Raw genomic sequence first — 20,454 nt, 5'->3', positions numbered from 1 at the left:
GTCAACTAATTTTACGCCGCTTTAGACGTGTTTAGAGTGAGCAAATCTAGATTAAAAATGGAGTTCTCATGACGCAGTCATCTCAAGAATCAAAAATCATTAAAATTGGTAACAAAATTGAAGTCGCTAACCACCTTCCTTTTGTTTTGTTCAGTGGTGTTAACGTATTAGAGTCTCGCGACTTGGCAATGCGTGTTGCGGAAGAACATGTGAAAGTGACGCAAGCGCTGGGAATTCCTTATGTATTTAAAGGTTCCTTTGATAAGGCGAACCGTTCGTCTATTAATTCTTTCCGCGGCCCAGGCATGGAAGAAGGTCTAAAAATTCTGCAAGAGATCAAAGACACTTTTGGTGTGCCAGTGATTACCGATGTGCATGAAGAGCACCAATGTGCGCCAGTGGCCGAAGTAGCAGATGTGATTCAGTTGCCGGCGTTCTTGTCTCGTCAAACGGATTTGGTTGTGGCAATGGCGAAAACTGGCGCAGTGATCAATATCAAGAAAGCGCAATTCCTAGCGCCACATGAAATGAAGCATATCCTGACAAAATGCCAAGAAGCCGGAAATGATCAACTTATGCTTTGTGAACGTGGCACCATGATGGGCTACAACAACTTGGTTGTTGATATGCTTGGCTTTGGTGAAATGAAAAAGTTTGGTTTCCCTGTCATGTTTGATGTAACCCATTCTTTGCAGCGTCCAGGTGGTCGTGAAGATTCTGCCGATGGTCGTCGTGCGCAAGTAACCGAGTTAGCCCGTGCCGGTATGTCACTTGGCTTGTCTAGTTTGTTTTTAGAAACCCACCCAGATCCAGATAATGCTAAATGCGATGGTCCATGTGCTTTGCCTTTGGGTAAATTAGCGCCATTCCTAAAGCAGATGAAACAGCTTGATGAATTGGTAAAAACCTTCGAAACATTGGATACGAGCGTTTAATAAATGGATGCGGCTTTTCTTTCTTCTTATCCTACGCTTGCAACTGATCAAGGTTTGTTAGCTAAACTACAAGCCTTGAAGTTGGTGGTTTTTGATGTGGATGGCGTACTAACCGATGGCCGTCTGCTTTATACCGAGCAAGGCGAAACAATAAAACGCTTCAATGTAAAAGATGGTGTGGCAATGAAGTTGTTGCCAAAGTGGGGGATACAAGTCGCTGTGATCACCGCAAAAGACTCTGCACCATTAAGACAGCGGATGAAAGAGCTAAAAGTAGAGCATTTCTATCCCGGTTGTCATAACAAAGCTGAAGCGTTTGATGAGTTGGTCGAGCGTTTGCGGATTACGCCAGAAGAAGCCGCTTATGTAGGGGATGATGTGATTGACCTTCAGGTTATGCCTAAGGTTGGCGTTGCTTTATGTCCCGCTGATGCGCATATTTTATTGCAACGTCATTGTCCGATTATACTCAGTAAAGCTGCCGGTGAAGGTGTCGCTAGAGAAGTCGCTGACATGGTGTTAGCCTCTCGAATGTCCTTAGAACACGCTTATGAATTGGCTCAAAAGCCGGAGTTTGAAAAATAATGACTGACTCTTTAGATACAATGATTGGTTCAGCAGCGCTACCGGATTTTCATATAGTGATTCCGGCTCGCTACGCTTCTCAGCGTTTTCCACAAAAGCTGATGGCCGATTTAGGTGGCAAGCCGGTACTGCAATGGGTTTATGAGCTGGCACTAAAAGCTGGTGCGCAATCGGTGACGATTGCCACAGACCATCAACTTATTGAAAAAGCGGCAATAGGTTTTGGTGCTTCAGTGGTGATGACTCGTGATGACCATGAAAATGGCACTGAGCGTCTTGCTGAAGTGGCTGCAAAAATGGGTTGGCAGGGCGATGAAATTGTCGTCAATGTGCAAGGCGACGAACCCTTTTTGCCAGTTAACTTGATTCATTCCAGTGTCATTGCTTTAAACAAAGACAAAGAAGCCGAAATGGCAACGGTCGCTTGTGTGATTGATCAGGTTGAAGATTTCTTTAACCCAAATGTGGTGAAAGTAGTGTGTGATGAAAAGCAGCGCGCGCTGTATTTTAGTCGTTCACCTATGCCTTGGGATAGAGACGGCTTTGCCAGTAATCCTGAAAGGACAGGCATGTTGCCAGTTGGCTTCCCTGCGCTGCGTCATATTGGCTTGTATGTTTACCGTGCCAGTTTATTAGCAAGATACGCAGATCTACCTATGTCGCCATTAGAGCGTTGGGAAAAGCTTGAGCAATTACGCTTTTTGCATCAAGGCATCAAGGTTCAAGTGGCTTTGGCGGATGGTCTGCCTACTCATGGCGTGGATACGCCAGAAGACTTGGAAAAACTTAGGTATCAGCTGTCTTTGGATAGTATCTAGTCTTTTCATTCAAAAAGTTTTCATTTAAAACGCTAAATCTTAATAAGGTTTGGCGTTTTTTTTTGTGTCCTAATCTTGCATTTAAAGTGTAAAGAAATGATAAAGAAAGCCGATAGCTTTATAAGTTATCGGTTTTTTATGGCCTGATTTTTTTGTTTTGTACGCTAGACAAAACAGTATTTATTGAAAAGAGTGACAGATGAGAAAGTATTTGACGATTTTTAACCTAGGTTTAATGTTAGGTCTGGGTGTTTCTAGCTCTGTAGCTATGGCCTCTATGTATGTTTATCAACCTATTGGCTCAAGTACCGTGTTAGGAAGCTATGGAAATCGTCATGCGTTATCGACTGCTGCAGGTAATCCTGCTGCTTCCTATTTGATGGCAAATCTACAAGGCTTCCGCGTCGGTTTTTTAGGGCCGATAGGGATAGGTATTGAGGGCGGAGGTGTAGATGACATAAACGATAGAGTAGATGAGCTTGAAGCTATTTTTGATGAGGACTTTACTTCTAGTATTGATATTGACGCGATTAAAACTGAAGCTCAATCGGCTCCAGATCCTGATGCCTTCGTGGTCGCTAAAATTGATGAGGTGTTAGCGGATATTAATGACTCTCTTGATTCGGCTGACGTGGTTATTTCCGATATCAGCCGAACCACGTACGCAAAATTTTCGACCACAGTCCAAGGGCCTTTTTTGCCTATTATTTATAAAACTAGACGTCGTGGTGTTTTTACGTTAGATGCTAGTGCCTCTCTAGTCGGGCGGGCTGATGTTTTGGCGGACAATTTAACACTCACGGGTGTGGACGAATTGGAAGCAGTTACCAGTGCTTCTGATCTTGATACTGTTAATGTCGACGATGCAGATGTAGAGTCTGATACCTCTGTGTATATGAAAAGGGCGTCGGATCTTCGTTTTAGCTTGGGTTACAGTGAGATGGTATCTCGCTCAGAAACCAGTGCGCTAATTGTCGGTGGTCGACTGAACTTTCATCGTCTTGCTTTAGATCAAAAACTTACGGTATTGAGTGAAGATGACGACTCTAGTGTTTCTTATAGTGATTTTTTCTTAAGTCGAGATTCTGTCTCATCTGGTATTTCGCTGGATTTAGGGCTTATTTTGACCGGCCGAAATTTTCAATTAGGCGCTTCAATAGCGAACGTGAACGAACCTGAGTTTGATTACAAAGGTTTAGTCAGCAACTGTTCTGGATTAACGGGAGCAGATAAAACCAGTTGTGAAACGGCGCTTAGGTTTGCTGGAAAAGGTGTCTTTTCATTAAACGAAACTTATAAGATGGAAGCCCAGATGACGGTTGATGCAGCTGTAAAAAGCAAGGATCAGCATTTCTCATTAGCAGGATCTTATGATGTGAACGCGATAGCAGATCCATTGGGTGATGAATATCAGTGGGCGACGGTATCCTTGTCTTATTATACTGATAGCTGGGTTTTACCGGGTATGCGTATTGGCTATAGAAAAAACTTGGTTGGTAGTGAGCTAAATTATTACACTGCGGGTCTAACATTCTATCGGCGCTTAGACGTTGATGTTGCTTATGCACCTGAAAACGATGATGGCAATAGTGGGGCTTATGTATCAGTTGGTTATAGTTTCGTCTACTGAGTGGCTACACTTTAATAGTTTGTCTGGGCGTAATAATGGCTTGCAAGGGCACATCCCAGCCTTCAATGGGTAGGCTTTTTACTTCTTGGCAGTCATGTGCCAAGCCTATTAGTAATGGCTTTTCGTCGGCTCTTTTGTTGGCAAAGGTTCTGTCGTAAAAGCCGCCTCCCATGCCAAGGCGTCCGCCCTTTGAATCGAACCCAACCAAAGGTAACAAGACAATATCAAGCTCGTTGCCTGATAAATATTCTGTCGTTACTGGTTCTTTTATGCCGAAAATATTCTCTTGCCAGATTGTCTCAGCAGTATAGCGAGCAAAGGAGAGTTGTTTGTCTTGTACGACGGGAAGATAGGTTTGGATATTTTGCTGCCAAAAATAGTCGCACAATAGATGGGGGGAAATCTCACCGTCATTGGTGAGGTACAAAGCAATTCGCTGAGTGTTATCTATATTGAGATAACTAAGCTGTTCTTTGAAGTTAGACAATAAACTAGTAGATGCGCTAAGCTGCTCATCTTCGGATAAACTTCTTCTGGTTTGACGTAATTGACGACGGAGTGTCTGTCTAGGATCTAGATGAGAGGTCATAAAAGAGTTTCCCAAGTTGCCGTTTCGGCTATTGGCCTTGAACCCAGTGGTTCAAGGTGGAAAGAACTGTGACTCTTTAGGCTTTCCGACGCACGGACATGCACACCAAGCCAGCAGGCTCTTTCCGGGGTATTACTCATAGGCTCAAGGGCGTTAAGCCGCTTCGAACAACCCAGGAAACGAATTCCAGTATAAAGTAACTCACTGTAGAAATCACTCAATAGCACAAATCGTTTTCTGCGTTGTATGAAGAAAATTCGTGTTCTACGCTTGCAATCAAAAAAGTAGATCAAGAAATAAACCATAGATGTTTATTCGTTAACCAACTTTGTTTCATGCGCTAAAGCCGCATCAAGCTGCGACGTCAGTTCTCGCAACTGTTGCTCGTTAGAACGGGCGTATTTTCGATTATTAAGCATATCGTGAGTAATATTCAATGCAGCAAGTACTGCTATTTTTTCAAGGCCGACTATTTTTCCGCTGGCTTTGATTTCACGCATTTGATTGTTTAAATACTCAGCAGCTTCTTTCAAATCTGCTTCATGCCCTTTAGGGCAATTTATCTTATAATTTTGTCCCAGTATGGCGACTGAAACGGTTGGCTTATCCATATTGACTCCATTTGATAGCAAGGCCCACAAAAAATGGTCTGTTTTTCCATCATTGGGTAGCGAATGGCATTTTATGCTGCGACTAAATTCGTTACAATTCCGAATCACATTTATCCACACTGTTTATAGCAAATTGACGCCAATATGGAAATAAACCCGATACTTTCTAAGATAAAAGACCTTTCAGCTCGTGCTTTAACCCTTCGGGGGTATCTTTGACTACGAGTCAAAGAAAGAACGCTTAGAGGAAGTTAACCGTGAACTGGAAGATCCAGCTATTTGGAACGATCCAGAATACGCCCAAAAACTTGGTAAAGAGCGTGCTGCGCTTGAAGCCGTTGTTGAAACCCTAGACAGCATGGAATCCGGTGTTAACGATTCCAAAGAGCTGCTAGACATCGCCGTAGAAGAAAACGACGAAGATTCCGTAGAAGCGGTTGAACTTGAACTAGAAGAGCTAGAAGCTTTATTAGCCAAGTTAGAATTCCGTCGCATGTTTTCCAAAGAAATGGACGAGAACAGTGCTTTCTTGGATATTCAGTCAGGTTCCGGTGGTACCGAAGCTCAAGATTGGGCCAACATTCTATTACGCATGTATTTGCGCTGGGGTGAAGACAAAGGCTTTAAAGTTGAGCTGATGGAAGTATCTGCAGGCGACGTAGCGGGAATCAAATCCGCGACTATTCGTTTTGAAGGCGATTATGCTTTTGGTTGGTTGCGTACTGAAACAGGCGTGCATCGCTTGGTTCGTAAGTCTCCATTTGACTCTGGTAACCGTCGTCATACGTCATTTGCGTCCGTCTTTGTTTCACCAGAGATCGATGACAACGTTGAGATTGAAATTAATCCAGCGGACATTCGTACTGATACTTACCGTTCATCCGGTGCCGGTGGTCAGCACGTAAACACCACAGACTCTGCGGTACGTATTACCCACGTTCCTACGGGCATCGTAGTGCAATGTCAAAACCAGCGTTCTCAACACGCTAACCGTGACTTTGCCATGAAACAACTTCGTGCCAAATTGTACGAGTTTGAAATGATGAAGCGTACCGAAGCGGCACAGGCTGTGGAAGACAGCAAATCTGATATCGGTTGGGGCAGTCAGATTCGCTCTTACGTATTGGATGCGTCGCGTATTAAGGATTTGCGTACAGGAGTGGAAACTTCCAATACTGGTGCTGTGTTAGATGGCAATTTAGACCAGTTTATTATTGCAAGTTTAAAACAAGGCCTATAAAGCGCCGTTCCTTATTTAGAACATTTGAAAAAGAGTAGATAGCAAAATCATGGCTAACGAAAATAACACAGAATTCACAGTACAATCTGACGACAATCGCTTAGTAGCAGAACGTCGCGGTAAATTGGCAGCTATTCGTGCAGAACGTAATGCTTACCCAAATACATTTCGTCCAAATGCGTATGCAGCGGATCTTCAAGCGGAATTCGGTGAACTAGAAAAAGCCGATCTAGAAGAGAAAGATCATAAAGTGAGCATCGCTGGTCGCATCATTCGTAATCGCGGTGCTTTCATGTTGCTACAAGACATGACAGGTCAAATCCAAGCTTACGTAAACCGTAAAGCTTTGAGCCCTGAGCTATTGGCTGATCAAAAAACATGGGATTTGGGCGACATCATCGGTATTTCTGGTCCTGTGCACAAATCTGGCAAAGGCGACCTGTATATTGATATGCAAGAAGCGCAATTGCTAACCAAATCTCTACGTCCATTACCTGACAAGCACCACGGTTTGTCTGACATGGAAATGCGTTACCGTCAGCGTTACGTTGATTTGATCGTAAACGAAGAATCTCGCGAGACTTTTCAAATGCGTTCAAAAATTATCTCTACGATTCGTCGCTTCCTAGAAGATCGACGTTTCATGGAAGTTGAAACGCCAATGTTGCAAACGATTCCAGGTGGTGCGTCAGCGCGTCCATTTGTTACGCATCATAATGCCATGGATATGAGCATGTACTTGCGTATTGCGCCAGAGCTTTACTTGAAGCGTTTGGTTGTGGGTGGTTTTGAGCGTGTGTTCGAAATTAACCGTAACTTCCGCAATGAAGGTACCTCGACTCGTCACAATCCAGAATTCACCATGATCGAATTCTACCAAGCGTATGCAGACTACAAAGATCTAATGGATCTAACGGAAGACATGCTGCGCACGGTTGCAGAAAAAGTACTTGGTACAACAAAAGTGACATACCAAGGTTCTGAATACGATTTCGGTGCGCCGTTTGTCCGTATGAGCATGCTTGATTCGATTTTGCACTACAATCCAGAATTGACTGCTGCAGATCTCGAAACGCTGGAAGGCGCGACGGCTGTTGCGAAGAAACTAAAAATCGATGTGAAACCGATTTGGGGTCTTGGTAAGCTTTGGACTGAAATTTTCGAAGAAACCGCAGAGCACAAATTGGATCAACCGACTTTCATTACTGAGTACCCAGCGGAAGTGTCTCCACTGGCGCGTCGTAATGATGATAATGATTTCATTACAGACCGTTTTGAATTCTTCGTTGGTGGTCGTGAAATTGCTAACGGTTTCTCGGAGCTTAACGATCCAGAAGACCAAGCAGAGCGTTTCATGCGTCAGGTCGCAGAAAAAGACGCGGGTGATGATGAAGCGATGCATTACGATGCAGACTACATTAATGCGTTAGAATATGGCCTACCACCAACCGCTGGTGAAGGTATTGGTATCGACCGTTTGGTGATGTTGTTCACCAATGCGCCTTCGATCCGTGACGTATTGTTGTTCCCGCATATGAAGCCTCAGGACTAATCCTAGGCCGGATAGTGACTGATAAAAAATTCTAATGTATTTATAAGGCCTCAATTGAGGCCTTATTTTGTTTCCATACTCTATTTTTGATGACGTACAACGGAGCATTCCATGAGTCGTTTTTGGACAGATAAAATTGCTTCTCTTGACCCTTATGTGCCAGGCGAACAACCGCAAGACAAAAAGTACATCAAGCTAAATACTAACGAAAGCCCATACTCGCCATCACCTAAAGCTATAGAAGCGATGGCTCTAGAAGTCAGTGAGCGTTTACGTCTTTACCCAGACCCAAACTGCGTGACCCTGAAAAACGCCTTGGCAAAAAGTTATCAGCTAGACGCTAATCAAGTGTTTGTTGGCAACGGCTCGGACGAAGTATTGGCGCTTGCCTTCATGGGGTATTTTGCTGGAGACAAGCCGTTGGCATTTGCCGACATCACCTATAGCTTTTATAAAGTGTACGCTGGCTTATATAGCATCGAACCAAAACTGATTCCGCTTAATGATGATTTCGACATCATTCCTGCGGATTACGAAAACCTAGACGTGTCAGGTGTGGTTATCACCAACCCGAATGCGCCGACGGGCAAAGCTTTACCTTTAGCTGATATTGAAGCAATTCTAAAAGCGAATCCTGATGTGGTTGTGCTGGTAGACGAAGCCTACGTGGACTTCGGCGCACAAAGTGCCGTGTCTTTGATCAATCAATATCCAAATCTATTGGTTGTGCAAACCTTGTCTAAATCCCGTGCCTTGGCAGGAATTCGTGTTGGTTACGCACTGGGCCATCCAGATTTGATCGAAGGTTTGGAGCGTTTGAAGAACTCCTTCAACTCCTATCCAATTGATCGGATTGCCTTGGCTGGTGCAACTGCAGCAGTGGAAGATGAAGCATATCTAAAAGAGATTTGCGAAAAAACCATTGCCACTCGTGAGCAATCAGTTGAAGACCTTGAAGCACTGGGATTCAACATCATTCCTTCCGCAACAAACTTTGTTTTCGCGACACACCCAGACAAGGATGCTGAGCAAATTTACTTGGCTCTAAAAGAGCTGGGCATCCTTGTGCGTTTCTTTGGTAGCAACAAACCACGCATCGGCAACTACCTTCGCATCACTATTGGTACTGACGAAGAAATGGCGGCGCTAACGGCTGCGTTGAAAACCTTGTAATAGCCTATTTATAGTTTGTATTAAACGCTATATCCTAAAAACCGCTTATAAATGAGCGGTTTTTTTATGTTCTTAGTTTTTTGTTAGGCTAGGTTTTTATGGAATGTTCTGGAGAGTGAGCTATGGATGTATTTGAAACACTTAATGGGTTGAGCATTTCATATGAGAAGTTTGATCATGCCCCTGTTTATACGTGTGAAGAAGCCAATCTTATAAACACTCATATATCCGGCGCGAAAACGAAGAATTTGTTTTTACGAGATCGCAAAGGAAAGCGACATTTTTTAGTTGTTGTTTCGGATGAGAAACAAGTAGATTTAAATTTTTTGTCTGACTGCCTTGATGTTAAACAGTTGAGCTTTGCCTCGCCTGAACGCCTAGATAAGTACCTAGGTACAAAGCCTGGTTCAGTGTCTATCTTGGGCGTCATTAATGACCCAGATGGTTTCGTCGAACTCATTGTTGATCAAGATATATGGCAATCCGAGGCATTACAGTGTCACCCCTTGGTGAATACCTCTACCTTGGTTATTAAGCTTAGTGATATTAAAACGTTGTTTGAGCATTTGGGGAGGGTGAGTAAGATCATTAAGCTTTAAATGTTTAACTGGTTTTCTGGAAGTTTAATATGTTCAAGGAGTTATAGATGCTGGGCCCTGTAATACAAGAAGAAACCACAGGATGTGGTATCGCTGCTGTGGCGAATATTTTGGGTAAAACCTATTCACAAATGAAAGCCTCTGCCAATGCGATGGGAATTTATGCGGATGATAAATCTCTTTGGTCGGATACCCAGTATGTTAGAGAAATGCTGTCTGCTGTTGACGTGAAAACATCGACCGAAGAGATTCCTTTTGCATCATGGAGCACTCTGCCAGATTTAGCTTTGCTTGCTATTAAACACCACCAAGAAGCAGGTAAAGACTTCTGGCATTGGGTGGTGTTTAAGCGAGTTGATGGCAAAGCTTTTGTGCTAGATTCCGCCAGTTACTTACCTGCCAATATTCGAACAGACTTCGAGGATATGCAGCCAAAGTGGTTTATTGAAGTTATAGTTTCTTGAATTGGGTTTGAGCAAAAATAGTGTAATACTGACATCTTACGAAGTGGGTACCTAATCGATGCGAGTCTTATGAATCAATCTTTATTAGCGGAACAGCACACCACGGAATCCTTGGCAAATTTACTGATTCGAGTGGCAAAAGAAGATCGTTCAGCCTTCTCTGAACTGTATGAAGTAACTTATCGGAAACTTTTTGGCATTGTTTATCGTATCTTGAAGAATCAGGCGGTATCCGAAGAGGTGTTGCAAGAGGTTTATCTTAAAATATGGGATAAAGCCTCGAGTTTTGATGCGAACCTTGCGTCACCCATTACTTGGATGGCAACCATTGCACGTAATCGTACCATTGATGAAGTGCGGAAAAACCAATTGCCAAGCAGTGATACGGATGTGGATTTTGATTTAATCGTAGATGACTCTATGGCGCCAGATGATTCTTTTAGCAAGAGCCGAGATTTATTAAAGCTTGAGTCTTGCTTGGCTGGTCTTGAATCGCCTCGTGCACAAATGATAAAGGCTGCATACCTTGATGGTTGTTCCCGTCAAGAGCTTGCTGAGCGTTTTGAACAGCCTTTAGGTACTATTAAAACTTGGCTTCATCGCAGCATCAAACAGCTGCAAGGTTGTATGAACTTATGAATAACGACGAAGAAACATCCATTCACACATTAGCTGCAGAGTATGTACTGGGTACTTTGGATAAAGATGAGCGCGACGCGGTAGAAGCACGACGTGCGAATGATCCTTTGCTCGAGCAAGCTATTGTAAACTGGCAAGTACACCTTGCTGGGCTAAACGACTATGTGCAGGATGCAGAGCCAAGGGTAGGTTTGTTTGATGAGATTTTAGCTAAGCTCGATCAACAAACTGATAAAAAATCTTTGAGCAATGATTCGCTAAACTTAGCCGCTTCAACCGTTGTTGTCGAAATGGAAGCGATGCGTGCAAAGCTAAAGCGCTGGCGGTTTACTGCATTTGGCGCCTCTGCTATTGCCGCGTGTCTTGCTGTGTTTATGGTCATTAAACCACCAGTTGCGCCAGTCGTTCAGGCTAATGCACCTTTTGTTGCGGTTTTTCAAGCGGACGATAAACAACCTGCTTTTATTATGTCACTGGATATTGACACTCGTCAGCTTACTGTTCGCCCTGTTAGTGCACAAGGACAGGCAGAGGGGAAAACCTATCAGTTGTGGATTAAAGCGGATGAAATTGGGCCAACACCGCGATCTTTAGGTTTGTTGGCGAATGTGGCTTCGCCAATTCAAAAGCAAATTAATTACGATCCGGCGGTGATTCGTCATGCAACGTTTGGAATCAGTGTTGAGCCTGCAGGCGGTTCTCCAACCGGAGTACCAACTGGGCCAGCCATTCACGGTAGGCTATATCCAACGTCTTTGTGATGAAGGAATCGTGGTGGCGCAAAGTTGAACTAAAAAACAGCCCCAGCAGGTAGCTAGGGCTCATTAGTAATCAGTATCATCTTTTTTTGAGCAAAGTTTTGCGTCAAGCGGCGTCAAAACTTGGGCTTAATACTTCTGCAATGGCATCATTTGAAAGACAGCCAATAACTTGGTTGTCACTGTCTAGCACTGGCAACAAATGATGGTCTGCTAAAAGGGCGATCGGTAACACGGTTTGTAAGTAGTCTTTCTCTTTCACACTACTTTGATGTAAAAGTGGTGAATCGATACGACCAGCTTGGTAAGCCGCTAGACGATTTTTACTGACCACACCTTGCAGCTGGTTGCTTTTGGTCCAAACCAAGATGTCATGTTTTTTGAACGCATCGGCTAAGCCTTCTGCAGAATCGCAATCTATGACTCTGTTCTTGCTTCGCTCCATAATATGCTTAACTTTTAAAGCCTTGGCGCGGTTTACGTCTTTGGCAAAATCTCTTACATAGTCATCGACTGGATTTAAAATAATATCTTCAGACGTACCGACCTGAATCATTTCTCCGTCTTTTAGTACGGCAATGCGATCACCTAAGCGTAATGCTTCATCTAGATCATGGGTAATAAAAATGATGGTTTTCTGCAGTTTGCCTTGTAGTTCGATTAACTGAGTCTGCATCTCATAGCGGATCAGTGGATCAAGCGCTGAAAAAGCCTCGTCCATTAAAAGGATTTCAGCGTCTGTGCACAGGGCTCGTGCTAACCCCACCCGCTGTTGCTGACCGCCAGACAGTTGAGAAGGGTATTGATCTTCGTAGCCTTCCAGACCTACGACTTCGAGCCATTGTTTGGCTTTGTTTTTCCAAATACTAGGTTTTTTCCCTTGAATTGATAAGCCGTAACCTACATTGTCGAGGACGCAGTGGTGAGGCATCAAGCCAAAATGTTGGAATACCATGGACATCTTATGGCGACGGAATTGAATTAACTCTTTTGGGCTTAGGGTTAGAATGTCTTCGCCTTCCACTTTTATCTTACCGGCTGTTGGGTCGATCAAGCGGTTAAAGTGACGAATCAAGGTGGATTTGCCAGACCCTGATAGTCCCATGATGACAAAAATTTCACCGCGATTAACCGAGAGATTTATGTCGCGTAAGCCAACTGTGTGACCCGTGGTAGCGAGCACATCGCTTTTGCTCATACCATCATTCACCTTTGGTAATACCTTTTCTGGGGTATTGCCAAAGATTTGAGTGAGGGATTCAATTTCAATAAGTGGAGTTGAATTATTTTCCATTGTGGTCGCCTCTAAGATGTTTTTGTGTGCGCTTTGCATAGCTTTGAGATACGCGGTCAAACATGATAGCGAGGGCTACAATCGCTAATCCATTCAATAAGCCTAGGGTAAAATATTGATTAGTGATGGATTTTAAAACGGGCTGTCCAAGACCTTTTACGCCAATCATGGAAGCGATAACGACCATGGCGAGTGCCATCATAATGGTTTGGTTGATACCAGCCATAATCGTTGGCATGGCGAGTGGTAGCTGAACTCTAAACAGACGTTGTGTTGGAGTTGCTCCAAATGCTGTCGCCGCTTCCAAGGTTTCGTGCGGTACTAGGCGAATACCCAAATTGGTTAAGCGAATGACGGGCGGTATAGCGTAAATTACCACTGCGATGACCCCTGGGATTTTGCCTATACCCAATAGCATTACGACAGGAATTAAATATACAAAGGCTGGCATGGTCTGCATTATGTCTAAAAAGGGGGTGATGATGGACTGCGCTCGATTTGAGCGTGCCATCATGATTCCCACGGGAATGCCTATGACTATGGCCAAGAAGGTACAAACGGTAATAATACTGAGCGTTCGCATCGTATTATCCCACATGCCAAAATAGCCAATGGCTAATAAGGAGACAGAGACACCAACACAAAGCTTCCAAGATCGGCTCATGAAATATACTAAGCCAGCTAAAACCCCCAATACTAACCACCAAGGTGTATTTAGCAGTAAGTTTTCAAACCACACTAGGAAACTCAGTAGAGGGTCGAAGAACGCTTCGATTTGATCACCATAAGCGCGTGAAAAATCTCGGTATGCGCCATCCAGTGTTTTTCGTATTCCCAGAAGTTCTCTGCGGCTCATATCGGGAAATTCAGTAAGCCAAGATTGATCAGCCATAGTATTTTCTTTCGGTTATATCAGGTAGGAAAAAATCACGAGCAAGGAAAGGCCTTACTCGTGATATGAATGTCATATGGCAAGCTTAGAGGTTATCTAGTGCTGTCATAAGTTTGTTTTTTACATCCGCGCTGACCCACTTAGACCAGACATCCTCATGCTCAAACATAAAGTTTTCAGCGGCATATTGGCCATCCGCCTGATTTTCTTCAATCCAAGCAAGTAGGCCATTCATTTGCTCGTTAGTGAAAGAGCGTTTGCCTAGGTAGTCATATGCTTCTGGTGATTTGTCAGCGAACTCGTCAGTGGTAACTGTGTAGACTGGAGAAGGTGGGTACATGGACACTTTTGGCTCTAAACAGTCTGCTAGCGCAATACAGTTTATAAATTCCTCTGTTTTTACACCTGAGCCAAAGTCGACCTTAACCATTTTGTACTTACCTAGCACAGCTGTTGGCGCCCAGTAGTAACCAAACCATGGTGCTTTACGCTCATAAGCTTTGGCGATAGAACCGGCTAGACCCGCGCCAGAACCTGGGTCGATCAATTCAAACCCTTCTTCCTTCAATTTTAGGGCTCGAAATAAATTAGAACTGGAAATCTGACAACCCCAACCTGCAGGACAGCCGTAGAAGCCAGATACGTTATCATCTTCAGGGTGTGGGAATTCTTTTGCGTGTTTGATCACCCCTTCTATAGTGGCAAGTTCTGGGTCTTCTTCAACCATGTAAGCAGGAACCCAGAAACCTTCTTCACCACCGTCAGATAGAGACTTACCAGCGAGTTTTAAGCGACCCTCATCAACACCTTGGTTCAATAAGTCATTGAAGGAGTTCGTCCAAAGTTCTGGTGCAATGTCTGGCTGGCCTTTTTCAATCATTGATGTACCTGTTGGCATAGTATCACCTGGTACTAATTCTGCATCGCAACCAAAGCCATTGGTTAGAATGAACTTATCAATGTTAGCAATCAGTGAAGCCGAGCTCCAGTTCATGTCTGCTATGGTCACTTTTCCGCATTCGTGGTGAGCCGCGAATGCTCCTGAAGCTCCCAGAGTCAGGGCAACAGAAAGTAGTAATTTACTTTTCATAATTGTGTCCTTTAGTGATGATTTTTATCAAAGAATTTTGGTTTTTTTTATAGGAAGTTGACTATTAACTTACATATCTAATTATTACATTTCAAATTTTTAATCATTTTAGTTGTGATTGAATGCATCCAATATGCTTGATTTGGTTGCTTTTTAAGTGAAAAAGATACACTGAGTATTTGAAGCTTTGTGTCTAAATTAGATGTGTGAATTGTGTTTTTGTCGGGTTCAAGCCTTCTCCTAATTAGAAGAATTTTTACGTCACATGTGTGATTAGTTGGCATTTATTTTCAAGTGTAAAAAATAATTTTTAAAAACACTTATTTGCTGAAACCTTTTTCAAGTGTGCTCGTAACTATGAGTGTAAAAAGAAAATACTACTCAATAAGACACAATTTAGAGGTTTATTATGAAAAATACATTTTCACGTATTGCGCTTGGTTTAGGTATTTTGACAATGACTGGTGTTACGTTAGCTGGTGGAATGAGCGGTAAACTTGCAGTTAAAGGCAGTGATCAGGATGTCTCGGGCGGAACTGTCAGTGCCGACATGATAATGGCTGAGAGCAATGGTTGGTTGGTTGTTCATCGTACAGATAAGGCGATGAAGCCTGGTCCTGTGGTAGCTTATGCGCCACTTAAAAAAGGCGAAAATCATGATGTGGCAGCGATTCTTACTGAACCTGTTAAGTCTGGTGAAATGCTAATGCTGATGTTGCATGGCGAAGCTGGTGGCATGAAAACAGGTATTTTTGAATATACCTTGGGCGCGAAAGAAGATGGCCCAATCAAAGTAGACGGCAAGCTGGTGATGGACGTGATCAAAGCAAAATAATGTAGAAGATTAGTCAATAAGGGCTGGTGAGTTCGCATCTGCCCTTTTTTTTCTTATGCATATAAGTAAAATAGGCTGAATATATGAGAGGGATTTACGACTATCTAAAATGTTGTGTATGAGTTCCCGCGCTCATGTTAAGGATTGTATATCATAAGATAGGATGTGTTATGAACAAGGAACAAGCTCAGCATTATATCGAGAATAATCTGAATGATGGCGATGTCTTTAAAGGTTTTTTTCAAGCTATTAGCCCACCAAAAATATTGCTATTTCTTTCTAATAGGTCCTTTTTTTTGTTCTAAGTATGAAATCTTACATGATAGGTGTAAGTGAGAGTGGCATATATTTTTTTAAATTGAGCTATCTTGGCAAGTTTAAAAGTATGGACTTCTTTCGATTTGATGAAATAGAAAAAATAAATTTTGGTGTTCTACGTTACCACTGACTTTGATTTTGTTGTTAATGAACTTGACTACTTTCAATATTCACTCATTAATGATGCCGATATATTTTTGTCTTCCCCTTACCGAGTTTTCACCAATATATTTATTCACGCCGACTTTGTGCATTTTTTGGGTAATATTTTGGGGTTAGGTTTGTCGTCACTCTATGAACGCCGAGTGGGAGCAAAACGTTTTCTACTGGTTCTTTTTATCAGTTGCATGGTGTCAAACTTGTCTATTCTGTTTTACTCAGGTGATGTAGTAGAAAGTGGTATGTCTGGGGGCATATTTGGTTTAGGTGCTGCAGGGGCTATTCTATATTGTCGGTTACGGCAAATATGTAGAGAATCTTTTGGGATGGTTAATGACCGATGAGAATATGACTCGCCTTCCTATAGCGATAACCGCTTTTGGCGATATTTTATATTATCGTTTGTTAAACGAAGAAGGTGATGATGAGGTGATTGAAGATGTTTCATTTATTGATCCTCATACCTCCGACACGGGCGCCCTTGCTTGGGATGCTGTGGATTTCTTCAATGACTGGTGTTGCGACCAAGACGTTATTAATGACTTTTTTGTCAAAAGTAAAGTAGAGGCCATCCAAGCATTAAAAGGCCCATTGGCTGTTGATGAGATGTATTTTTATACGCCTGCTTTACGATTAGGTGGGTCAGACTCAGTGGATAGTGGTGATAAAGGCAATGCAGTAGTCCATTTGGATATTTTGTTGAATACGGCGTTAAACGGTTAAATTTATTAATAATGGCCCATCAAGGCTGATGGGCTGAGTTATGAATACTGAAGGGAGCTCTTCTATGGAAGCCTATGAGTACGGAATTTATTGTCGATTAGAGGATGAGAAAAAACTGGTTCAAAATATCAATCAGTTTTTAGTGTCGCTTAATTATCGGAAAATGTATAAAACCGAGCCGAGAGCCATTCGAGATCCGGACAATCCTGAAGGTGAAAAGCGTTATGCCTATTGTTATCGCCAATTTATGAAGGAAGTTCCTCGGTGGTACTTTGATATTTATCCCAATCAAGATTTAGATGGGCAGTCTCGATTTCCTGACTATCTTGATATCGCATGGACTCTTTATGTGCGAAAAACAGACCATGTAAAAAATTCAGCTGAAGATCGTATTTATTTGGATGACTTCTTTTCCAGGCTCTCTTCTTCTTGCGGTTTTCCCGTTCAGCTACTTCACTCTTATTTTGAAGGTGAAAACCGTAAGTAGAGTGTTGGCGCTTTGTGTATTTCTCCGCTGCTGTCTACTTAATAAGTTAGCAAAGGTCAGTTATGGGACATAGCTGGCTTTATAGCTCATTAAGCGTTTTATCCCAGTATGGATGTGAACGGCCAAAAAAATCAGCCATAAAGTCGAGAAAATACACGACCTTTGATGACTTCATTCGATTTCCAGGATAGAGGGCGTAAATACTTTGTTGAGTATCTTTTTCCGATCCTTCCCAGTGTTCTAGCAAGGCGACCAATTCCCCAGACGCCAAATGCTGAAACACCAACCAGCGTGGAAATAAGATAACTCCTTGGCCTGCTAAGGCTGCTTGTACCAAGATATCCGCATTATTGCTGCATAGGTTGCCAGTGACTTCAATGTACTCAAATGAGGTCTTGTCTTCTTGTCGGAAGAACCAGTTACGACGCCCGTTATTTCCTTTATAAACCAAACAGTTTAAATCAAGCAGTTGCTTCGGCTGAGATAGACTATCGATTTTTTCTTTTATATTTTCAAGATAACTTGGCGCTGCGCACAGTACAAATTGCTCGTCTGCGATGGCTTGGTAACTCAGGCTAGAGTCTTCAAAACCGCCAATGCGAATAACAATATCTGACCCATTTGCCACGGGATCCACATAGGCATCGGTTAGCATCAACTCAACATTAATGTCTGGATAGTGTTGTTGAAACTGGCAGATTAATTTGGACAAGTGTAAGCGGCCAAATGAAACCGGCGCATTAATGTTTAAGTTACCTTGTGGCGTAAGGAGAGAGCCTTTGGCATGCTCTGTCGCCAAGTCTAAACTCGTTAATGCTTCTCTTACTTCGGCGAAATAATAGGCGCCCACTTCAGTTAGTTTTACTGCGCGGGTGTTCCTATAAAATAGCCGCTGGCCAAGCTCTTCTTCCAAGGCTGAAATGTATCGAGAGATAGAAGAGGGCGGTAAATCCAACTCGCGCGCTGCCGCAACAAAGCTACCTGTTTTGGCAACGGAAAGAAAAACCCTAAGAGGTTTGATGCTCATAATGCAATTATCACTTGTTATTTGTGTTATTGATTTAATTTAAGCACTAATGAAGAATGCCCGCAACGAAAACGAGTGGAATGAAACGTATGCAAATAATTGTTTATCTCCTAGTGTTAGCTGCGGGTATGGGGTTGTCTATTGAGGCTGGACTCTTAGGGCCTTTAGGTGAGTTAGTCGGGCACTTTTCAGCCACGCTAGCGATTTTTATGATTGGTTCGATATTGTTGTCATTGATTATGATTTTCTTTGCCAAGCCTAATTTGTCTGAACTATTCAAGCAGCCTAAATGGTTACTGACCGGCGGCGTGTTGGGCCCTATTTATGTGGTATTCCTCACCATAGCGACACCGATTATTGGTGTCGGTATGACAATGACCAGTGTTTTGTTAGGGCAAATCGGCATGAGTCTGGTGATTGATCATTATGGTTTGTTAGGCAGTGAAAAACGCGGGATTGATCTGTATCGAATTTTGGCCGTGGTGATGATTGTTGTTGCCCTTTGGCTTTTGAGTTAGGAGCAAATAGTATGACCGTATTTTTCGCAGTTTTTATGTTGATATTGGGTGGTGTTGCCCTGTCTGTACAATCTTCAATTAATGGACGTCTTGGTAATAGTGTTGGCGTAATAGCCAGTGCTTGGCTGACTTTTGTGATTGGTTTCGCTATCTCGTTCTTATTGTTTTTCTTCTTTGAACCAAATCATGAAGTCACTCTTTTTAGTGCGCCTAAATGGCAGCTTATCGGGGCCTTATTTGGCGTAATGTACATGTTGATAGTGGTGTTTGTTGTGCCTAAAATTGGTATCGCAGCGGCGACAGTGTGTACCATTTCTGGTCAGTTGATTATGAGTTTGATCATCGATCATTTTGGTTGGTTAAATAATAATATTATTCCATTAGACAGTAATCGGTATGTTGCCATTTTATTATTGATTGGCGCTATCACAATGATTTATCTGAGTAATAAGCGCATCGCAAAAGCCGCTTAATAAACCATCATTTCATTTTTAATGGCCTAGCCGGTCTATAATCAATAGATTGGCTAGGCTATTTTTGTCTTTACTAGTTCATCACGAGAAGCCTTCTCAATTGAGCTGTCTCAATAAAAGTCTCCGAACTGCGTTCTGTATTTTGCATTTAGCTTGTAAACTGGCATTTTTGGCGAAACACTGCCGACTATAAAGTCAGTAATTACGGAGTAGAAATGGATATTCAGAAAGTTGATATAGCTGATTTGGAACTTGTTAAGCACTTTATTGGCCAAGTATCTGCTGTGGATGTGTTGCCTAATTTTAATGATCAAGGTAAGGCTGAGTACAAAGCGCGTGTTTTGCCAGATATCGTAACAACGTTTGATATAGAACGTTTTCAGACTCTTAAAGCCGTTTGTGCAGGAGAAATTGTTGGTTTTGGTGCGTTACGCGATGGCAATTATCTTACTCATTTATTTGTTTCTAAATCAGTGCAAGGTCAGGGAATAGGAAAGCGACTCCTTAGTGCTTTATTAGATACGTCAGAAGCTAAAGAAATCAGCCTGCGCTCTTCAGTGAATGCGGTTGGCTTTTATGAATCTTATGGGTTTGAAGCAACAGGAAGTGAGGCTGATTTTAATGGTATTCGTTTTGTGCCTATGAGTTTACAACTTTGATATGTATTAAGTTAATAAGGGGATGTTTCTTTGCCTGAGTTAAAAATAATAGGTCTTTTTATGCTGACAGCACTGGCAGAGATTGTTGGCTGCTATTTACCTTACCTTTGGTTGCGTGAAGGCAAAACAATCTGGTTGTTAGTGCCAGCGGCGTTAAGTCTGGCGCTATTTGCTTGGCTGCTGACGTTACACCCGACAGCATCAGGCAGAGTCTATGCGGCTTATGGAGGTGTTTATATCTTCGTGGCTGTTTTATGGCTGTGGGTGGTTGACGGAGTTCGTCCAACCACTTGGGATATGCTTGGTTCTGCTGTGGCGCTTTTGGGAATGGCAATTATTATGTTTGCACCACGGACTGCATAACGACAGACCGTGGCTTAGATTTA

Annotated in this window: 25 protein-coding genes and 1 other RNA gene; 19 read left to right on the top strand and 7 right to left on the bottom strand. The window is 42.7% G+C overall.

Going from position 1 to position 20,454, the window contains the following annotated elements:
* Window positions 1–68: 68 nt before the first annotated feature.
* From kdsA to traF, 4 genes are all read left to right on the top strand, one after another.
* Window positions 69–935: a 3-deoxy-8-phosphooctulonate synthase gene (gene kdsA / locus KPL72_RS07170; protein WP_219702314.1), complete on the top strand. Its 867-nt coding sequence runs from the start codon at window positions 69–71 to the stop codon at window positions 933–935.
* A 3-nt stretch (window positions 936–938) separates the two neighbouring features.
* Window positions 939–1,520: a KdsC family phosphatase gene (locus KPL72_RS07165; RefSeq protein ID WP_219702313.1), complete on the top strand. Its 582-nt coding sequence runs from the start codon at window positions 939–941 to the stop codon at window positions 1,518–1,520.
* Window positions 1,520–2,338: a 3-deoxy-manno-octulosonate cytidylyltransferase gene (kdsB, locus tag KPL72_RS07160; protein ID WP_249411707.1), complete on the top strand. Its 819-nt coding sequence runs from the start codon at window positions 1,520–1,522 to the stop codon at window positions 2,336–2,338. The genes KPL72_RS07165 and kdsB overlap by 1 nt, the downstream gene beginning before the upstream one ends.
* Window positions 2,339–2,537: 199 nt before the next feature.
* Window positions 2,538–3,968 (top strand): conjugal transfer protein TraF, encoded by a 1,431-nt coding sequence (gene traF, locus KPL72_RS07155; RefSeq protein WP_219702312.1) that lies wholly within the window; start codon window positions 2,538–2,540, stop codon window positions 3,966–3,968.
* A gap of 4 nt (window positions 3,969–3,972) precedes the next feature.
* On the opposite strand, the gene KPL72_RS07150 is transcribed toward traF, so the two are convergent.
* From KPL72_RS07150 to KPL72_RS07140, 3 genes are all read right to left on the bottom strand, one after another.
* Window positions 3,973–4,557, bottom strand: coding sequence for a 5-formyltetrahydrofolate cyclo-ligase (locus KPL72_RS07150; protein WP_219702311.1), 585 nt, complete (start codon window positions 4,555–4,557; stop codon window positions 3,973–3,975).
* A gap of 4 nt (window positions 4,558–4,561) precedes the next feature.
* A non-coding RNA gene (gene ssrS / locus KPL72_RS07145) (6S RNA) lies at window positions 4,562–4,739 on the bottom strand.
* Between the two features lie 129 nt (window positions 4,740–4,868).
* Window positions 4,869–5,168, bottom strand: a complete 300-nt coding sequence (locus KPL72_RS07140; RefSeq protein WP_012068846.1) for a cell division protein ZapA — start codon at window positions 5,166–5,168, stop codon at window positions 4,869–4,871.
* Window positions 5,169–5,312: 144 nt separating this feature from the next.
* Here KPL72_RS07140 and prfB point away from each other — a divergent pair.
* From prfB to KPL72_RS07105, 7 genes are all read left to right on the top strand, one after another.
* Window positions 5,313–6,408, top strand: a protein-coding gene (gene prfB, locus KPL72_RS07135; RefSeq protein ID WP_212917983.1) for a peptide chain release factor 2 whose coding sequence is annotated in 2 segments (ribosomal slippage) — window positions 5,313–5,384 and window positions 5,386–6,408 — 1,095 coding nt in all. Because the reading frame shifts where the segments join, the coding sequence is not laid out codon by codon here.
* A 49-nt stretch (window positions 6,409–6,457) separates the two neighbouring features.
* Window positions 6,458–7,960, top strand: coding sequence for a lysine--tRNA ligase (gene lysS / locus KPL72_RS07130; RefSeq protein WP_219702310.1), 1,503 nt, complete (start codon window positions 6,458–6,460; stop codon window positions 7,958–7,960).
* Between the two features lie 111 nt (window positions 7,961–8,071).
* Window positions 8,072–9,133 carry a histidinol-phosphate transaminase gene (gene hisC / locus KPL72_RS07125; protein WP_212917985.1) on the top strand — a complete coding sequence of 354 codons (1,062 nt, stop codon included), beginning with the start codon at window positions 8,072–8,074 and terminating at the stop codon, window positions 9,131–9,133.
* A 122-nt stretch (window positions 9,134–9,255) separates the two neighbouring features.
* Window positions 9,256–9,732 carry a prolyl-tRNA synthetase associated domain-containing protein gene (locus tag KPL72_RS07120; protein ID WP_212917986.1) on the top strand — a complete coding sequence of 159 codons (477 nt, stop codon included), beginning with the start codon at window positions 9,256–9,258 and terminating at the stop codon, window positions 9,730–9,732.
* A gap of 47 nt (window positions 9,733–9,779) precedes the next feature.
* Window positions 9,780–10,196 (top strand): hypothetical protein, encoded by a 417-nt coding sequence (locus KPL72_RS07115; RefSeq protein ID WP_212917987.1) that lies wholly within the window; start codon window positions 9,780–9,782, stop codon window positions 10,194–10,196.
* A 69-nt stretch (window positions 10,197–10,265) separates the two neighbouring features.
* Entirely contained in the window at window positions 10,266–10,835 is a 570-nt protein-coding gene (locus KPL72_RS07110) for a sigma-70 family RNA polymerase sigma factor (protein ID WP_212917988.1), read from the top strand.
* Window positions 10,832–11,596, top strand: coding sequence for an anti-sigma factor (locus KPL72_RS07105; RefSeq protein WP_219702309.1), 765 nt, complete (start codon window positions 10,832–10,834; stop codon window positions 11,594–11,596). Before KPL72_RS07110 ends, KPL72_RS07105 begins: the two co-directional genes overlap by 4 nt.
* Before the next feature lie 103 nt (window positions 11,597–11,699).
* Here KPL72_RS07105 and KPL72_RS07100 read toward each other — a convergent pair whose 3' ends face one another.
* The 3 genes from KPL72_RS07100 to KPL72_RS07090 all read right to left on the bottom strand — a co-directional run bounded on the left by KPL72_RS07100 (window position 11,700) and on the right by KPL72_RS07090 (window position 14,869).
* A complete protein-coding gene (locus KPL72_RS07100; RefSeq protein ID WP_219702308.1) occupies window positions 11,700–12,887 on the bottom strand; it encodes a quaternary amine ABC transporter ATP-binding protein in 1,188 nt (395 codons plus the stop codon).
* Window positions 12,877–13,779, bottom strand: coding sequence for an ABC transporter permease (locus KPL72_RS07095; protein WP_219702307.1), 903 nt, complete (start codon window positions 13,777–13,779; stop codon window positions 12,877–12,879). Before KPL72_RS07095 ends, KPL72_RS07100 begins: the two co-directional genes overlap by 11 nt.
* Window positions 13,780–13,864: 85 nt before the next feature.
* Entirely contained in the window at window positions 13,865–14,869 is a 1,005-nt protein-coding gene (locus tag KPL72_RS07090) for an ABC transporter substrate-binding protein (protein ID WP_219702306.1), read from the bottom strand.
* A 409-nt stretch (window positions 14,870–15,278) separates the two neighbouring features.
* Between KPL72_RS07090 and KPL72_RS07085 the strand changes: the two genes are divergently transcribed.
* The 4 genes from KPL72_RS07085 to KPL72_RS07070 all read left to right on the top strand — a co-directional run bounded on the left by KPL72_RS07085 (window position 15,279) and on the right by KPL72_RS07070 (window position 17,391).
* Window positions 15,279–15,704, top strand: a complete 426-nt coding sequence (locus tag KPL72_RS07085) for a DUF7282 domain-containing protein (protein ID WP_219702305.1) — start codon at window positions 15,279–15,281, stop codon at window positions 15,702–15,704.
* A gap of 428 nt (window positions 15,705–16,132) precedes the next feature.
* Complete coding sequence (locus tag KPL72_RS21185) at window positions 16,133–16,525, top strand: rhomboid family intramembrane serine protease (protein ID WP_219702304.1); 393 nt, start codon at window positions 16,133–16,135, stop codon at window positions 16,523–16,525.
* The gene (locus KPL72_RS07075; protein WP_212917994.1) at window positions 16,515–16,904 is read left to right on the top strand and encodes a T6SS immunity protein Tdi1 domain-containing protein; all 390 of its coding nucleotides are present in this window, start codon (window positions 16,515–16,517) and stop codon (window positions 16,902–16,904) included. Before KPL72_RS21185 ends, KPL72_RS07075 begins: the two co-directional genes overlap by 11 nt.
* Window positions 16,905–16,944: 40 nt before the next feature.
* Window positions 16,945–17,391: a hypothetical protein gene (locus tag KPL72_RS07070; RefSeq protein WP_219702303.1), complete on the top strand. Its 447-nt coding sequence runs from the start codon at window positions 16,945–16,947 to the stop codon at window positions 17,389–17,391.
* Window positions 17,392–17,470: 79 nt separating this feature from the next.
* On the opposite strand, the gene KPL72_RS07065 is transcribed toward KPL72_RS07070, so the two are convergent.
* The gene (locus tag KPL72_RS07065; RefSeq protein ID WP_219702302.1) at window positions 17,471–18,418 is read right to left on the bottom strand and encodes a LysR family transcriptional regulator; all 948 of its coding nucleotides are present in this window, start codon (window positions 18,416–18,418) and stop codon (window positions 17,471–17,473) included.
* Between the two features lie 89 nt (window positions 18,419–18,507).
* Between KPL72_RS07065 and KPL72_RS07060 the strand changes: the two genes are divergently transcribed.
* The 4 genes from KPL72_RS07060 to KPL72_RS07045 all read left to right on the top strand — a co-directional run bounded on the left by KPL72_RS07060 (window position 18,508) and on the right by KPL72_RS07045 (window position 20,431).
* Window positions 18,508–18,936 (top strand): DMT family transporter, encoded by a 429-nt coding sequence (locus KPL72_RS07060; RefSeq protein ID WP_219702301.1) that lies wholly within the window; start codon window positions 18,508–18,510, stop codon window positions 18,934–18,936.
* A gap of 11 nt (window positions 18,937–18,947) precedes the next feature.
* Window positions 18,948–19,409, top strand: coding sequence for a DMT family transporter (locus tag KPL72_RS07055; RefSeq protein ID WP_219702300.1), 462 nt, complete (start codon window positions 18,948–18,950; stop codon window positions 19,407–19,409).
* Between the two features lie 215 nt (window positions 19,410–19,624).
* The gene (locus KPL72_RS07050) at window positions 19,625–20,068 is read left to right on the top strand and encodes a GNAT family N-acetyltransferase (protein WP_219702299.1); all 444 of its coding nucleotides are present in this window, start codon (window positions 19,625–19,627) and stop codon (window positions 20,066–20,068) included.
* Between the two features lie 30 nt (window positions 20,069–20,098).
* On the top strand, window positions 20,099–20,431 hold the full coding sequence (locus tag KPL72_RS07045) for a YnfA family protein (RefSeq protein WP_219702298.1): 333 nt from the start codon (window positions 20,099–20,101) through the stop codon (window positions 20,429–20,431).
* Window positions 20,432–20,454 lie beyond the last annotated feature (23 nt).

Source organism: Marinomonas lutimaris (assembly GCF_019426345.1).
Classification (GTDB): Bacteria; Pseudomonadota; Gammaproteobacteria; order Pseudomonadales; family Marinomonadaceae; genus Marinomonas; species Marinomonas lutimaris.
The sequence above is the reverse complement of the archived record's forward strand: the minus strand, read 5'-3'. Positions and strand labels throughout refer to the sequence as shown.

What these genes read in the sequence shown, in the direction of transcription:
- hisC (WP_212917985.1), top strand. Translation starts at nt 8,072, where the DNA reads ATGAGTCGTTTTTGGACAGATAAAATTGCTTCTCTTGACCCTTATGTG.
- KPL72_RS07110 (WP_212917988.1), top strand. Translation starts at nt 10,266, where the DNA reads ATGAATCAATCTTTATTAGCGGAACAGCACACCACGGAATCCTTGGCA.
- kdsA (WP_219702314.1), top strand. Translation starts at nt 69, where the DNA reads ATGACGCAGTCATCTCAAGAATCAAAAATCATTAAAATTGGTAACAAA.
- KPL72_RS07075 (WP_212917994.1), top strand. Translation starts at nt 16,515, where the DNA reads ATGACCGATGAGAATATGACTCGCCTTCCTATAGCGATAACCGCTTTT.
- KPL72_RS07085 (WP_219702305.1), top strand. Translation starts at nt 15,279, where the DNA reads ATGAAAAATACATTTTCACGTATTGCGCTTGGTTTAGGTATTTTGACA.
- KPL72_RS07105 (WP_219702309.1), top strand. Translation starts at nt 10,832, where the DNA reads ATGAATAACGACGAAGAAACATCCATTCACACATTAGCTGCAGAGTAT.
- KPL72_RS07095 (WP_219702307.1), bottom strand. Translation starts at nt 13,779, where the DNA reads ATGGCTGATCAATCTTGGCTTACTGAATTTCCCGATATGAGCCGCAGA.
- KPL72_RS07070 (WP_219702303.1), top strand. Translation starts at nt 16,945, where the DNA reads ATGAATACTGAAGGGAGCTCTTCTATGGAAGCCTATGAGTACGGAATT.
- KPL72_RS07140 (WP_012068846.1), bottom strand. Translation starts at nt 5,168, where the DNA reads ATGGATAAGCCAACCGTTTCAGTCGCCATACTGGGACAAAATTATAAG.
- KPL72_RS07100 (WP_219702308.1), bottom strand. Translation starts at nt 12,887, where the DNA reads ATGGAAAATAATTCAACTCCACTTATTGAAATTGAATCCCTCACTCAA.
- traF (WP_219702312.1), top strand. Translation starts at nt 2,538, where the DNA reads ATGAGAAAGTATTTGACGATTTTTAACCTAGGTTTAATGTTAGGTCTG.
- KPL72_RS07050 (WP_219702299.1), top strand. Translation starts at nt 19,625, where the DNA reads ATGGATATTCAGAAAGTTGATATAGCTGATTTGGAACTTGTTAAGCAC.
- KPL72_RS07055 (WP_219702300.1), top strand. Translation starts at nt 18,948, where the DNA reads ATGACCGTATTTTTCGCAGTTTTTATGTTGATATTGGGTGGTGTTGCC.
- KPL72_RS07065 (WP_219702302.1), bottom strand. Translation starts at nt 18,418, where the DNA reads ATGAGCATCAAACCTCTTAGGGTTTTTCTTTCCGTTGCCAAAACAGGT.
- KPL72_RS07150 (WP_219702311.1), bottom strand. Translation starts at nt 4,557, where the DNA reads ATGACCTCTCATCTAGATCCTAGACAGACACTCCGTCGTCAATTACGT.
- KPL72_RS07090 (WP_219702306.1), bottom strand. Translation starts at nt 14,869, where the DNA reads ATGAAAAGTAAATTACTACTTTCTGTTGCCCTGACTCTGGGAGCTTCA.
- KPL72_RS07165 (WP_219702313.1), top strand. Translation starts at nt 939, where the DNA reads ATGGATGCGGCTTTTCTTTCTTCTTATCCTACGCTTGCAACTGATCAA.
- KPL72_RS07115 (WP_212917987.1), top strand. Translation starts at nt 9,780, where the DNA reads ATGCTGGGCCCTGTAATACAAGAAGAAACCACAGGATGTGGTATCGCT.
- KPL72_RS07060 (WP_219702301.1), top strand. Translation starts at nt 18,508, where the DNA reads ATGCAAATAATTGTTTATCTCCTAGTGTTAGCTGCGGGTATGGGGTTG.
- kdsB (WP_249411707.1), top strand. Translation starts at nt 1,520, where the DNA reads ATGACTGACTCTTTAGATACAATGATTGGTTCAGCAGCGCTACCGGAT.
- lysS (WP_219702310.1), top strand. Translation starts at nt 6,458, where the DNA reads ATGGCTAACGAAAATAACACAGAATTCACAGTACAATCTGACGACAAT.
- KPL72_RS07120 (WP_212917986.1), top strand. Translation starts at nt 9,256, where the DNA reads ATGGATGTATTTGAAACACTTAATGGGTTGAGCATTTCATATGAGAAG.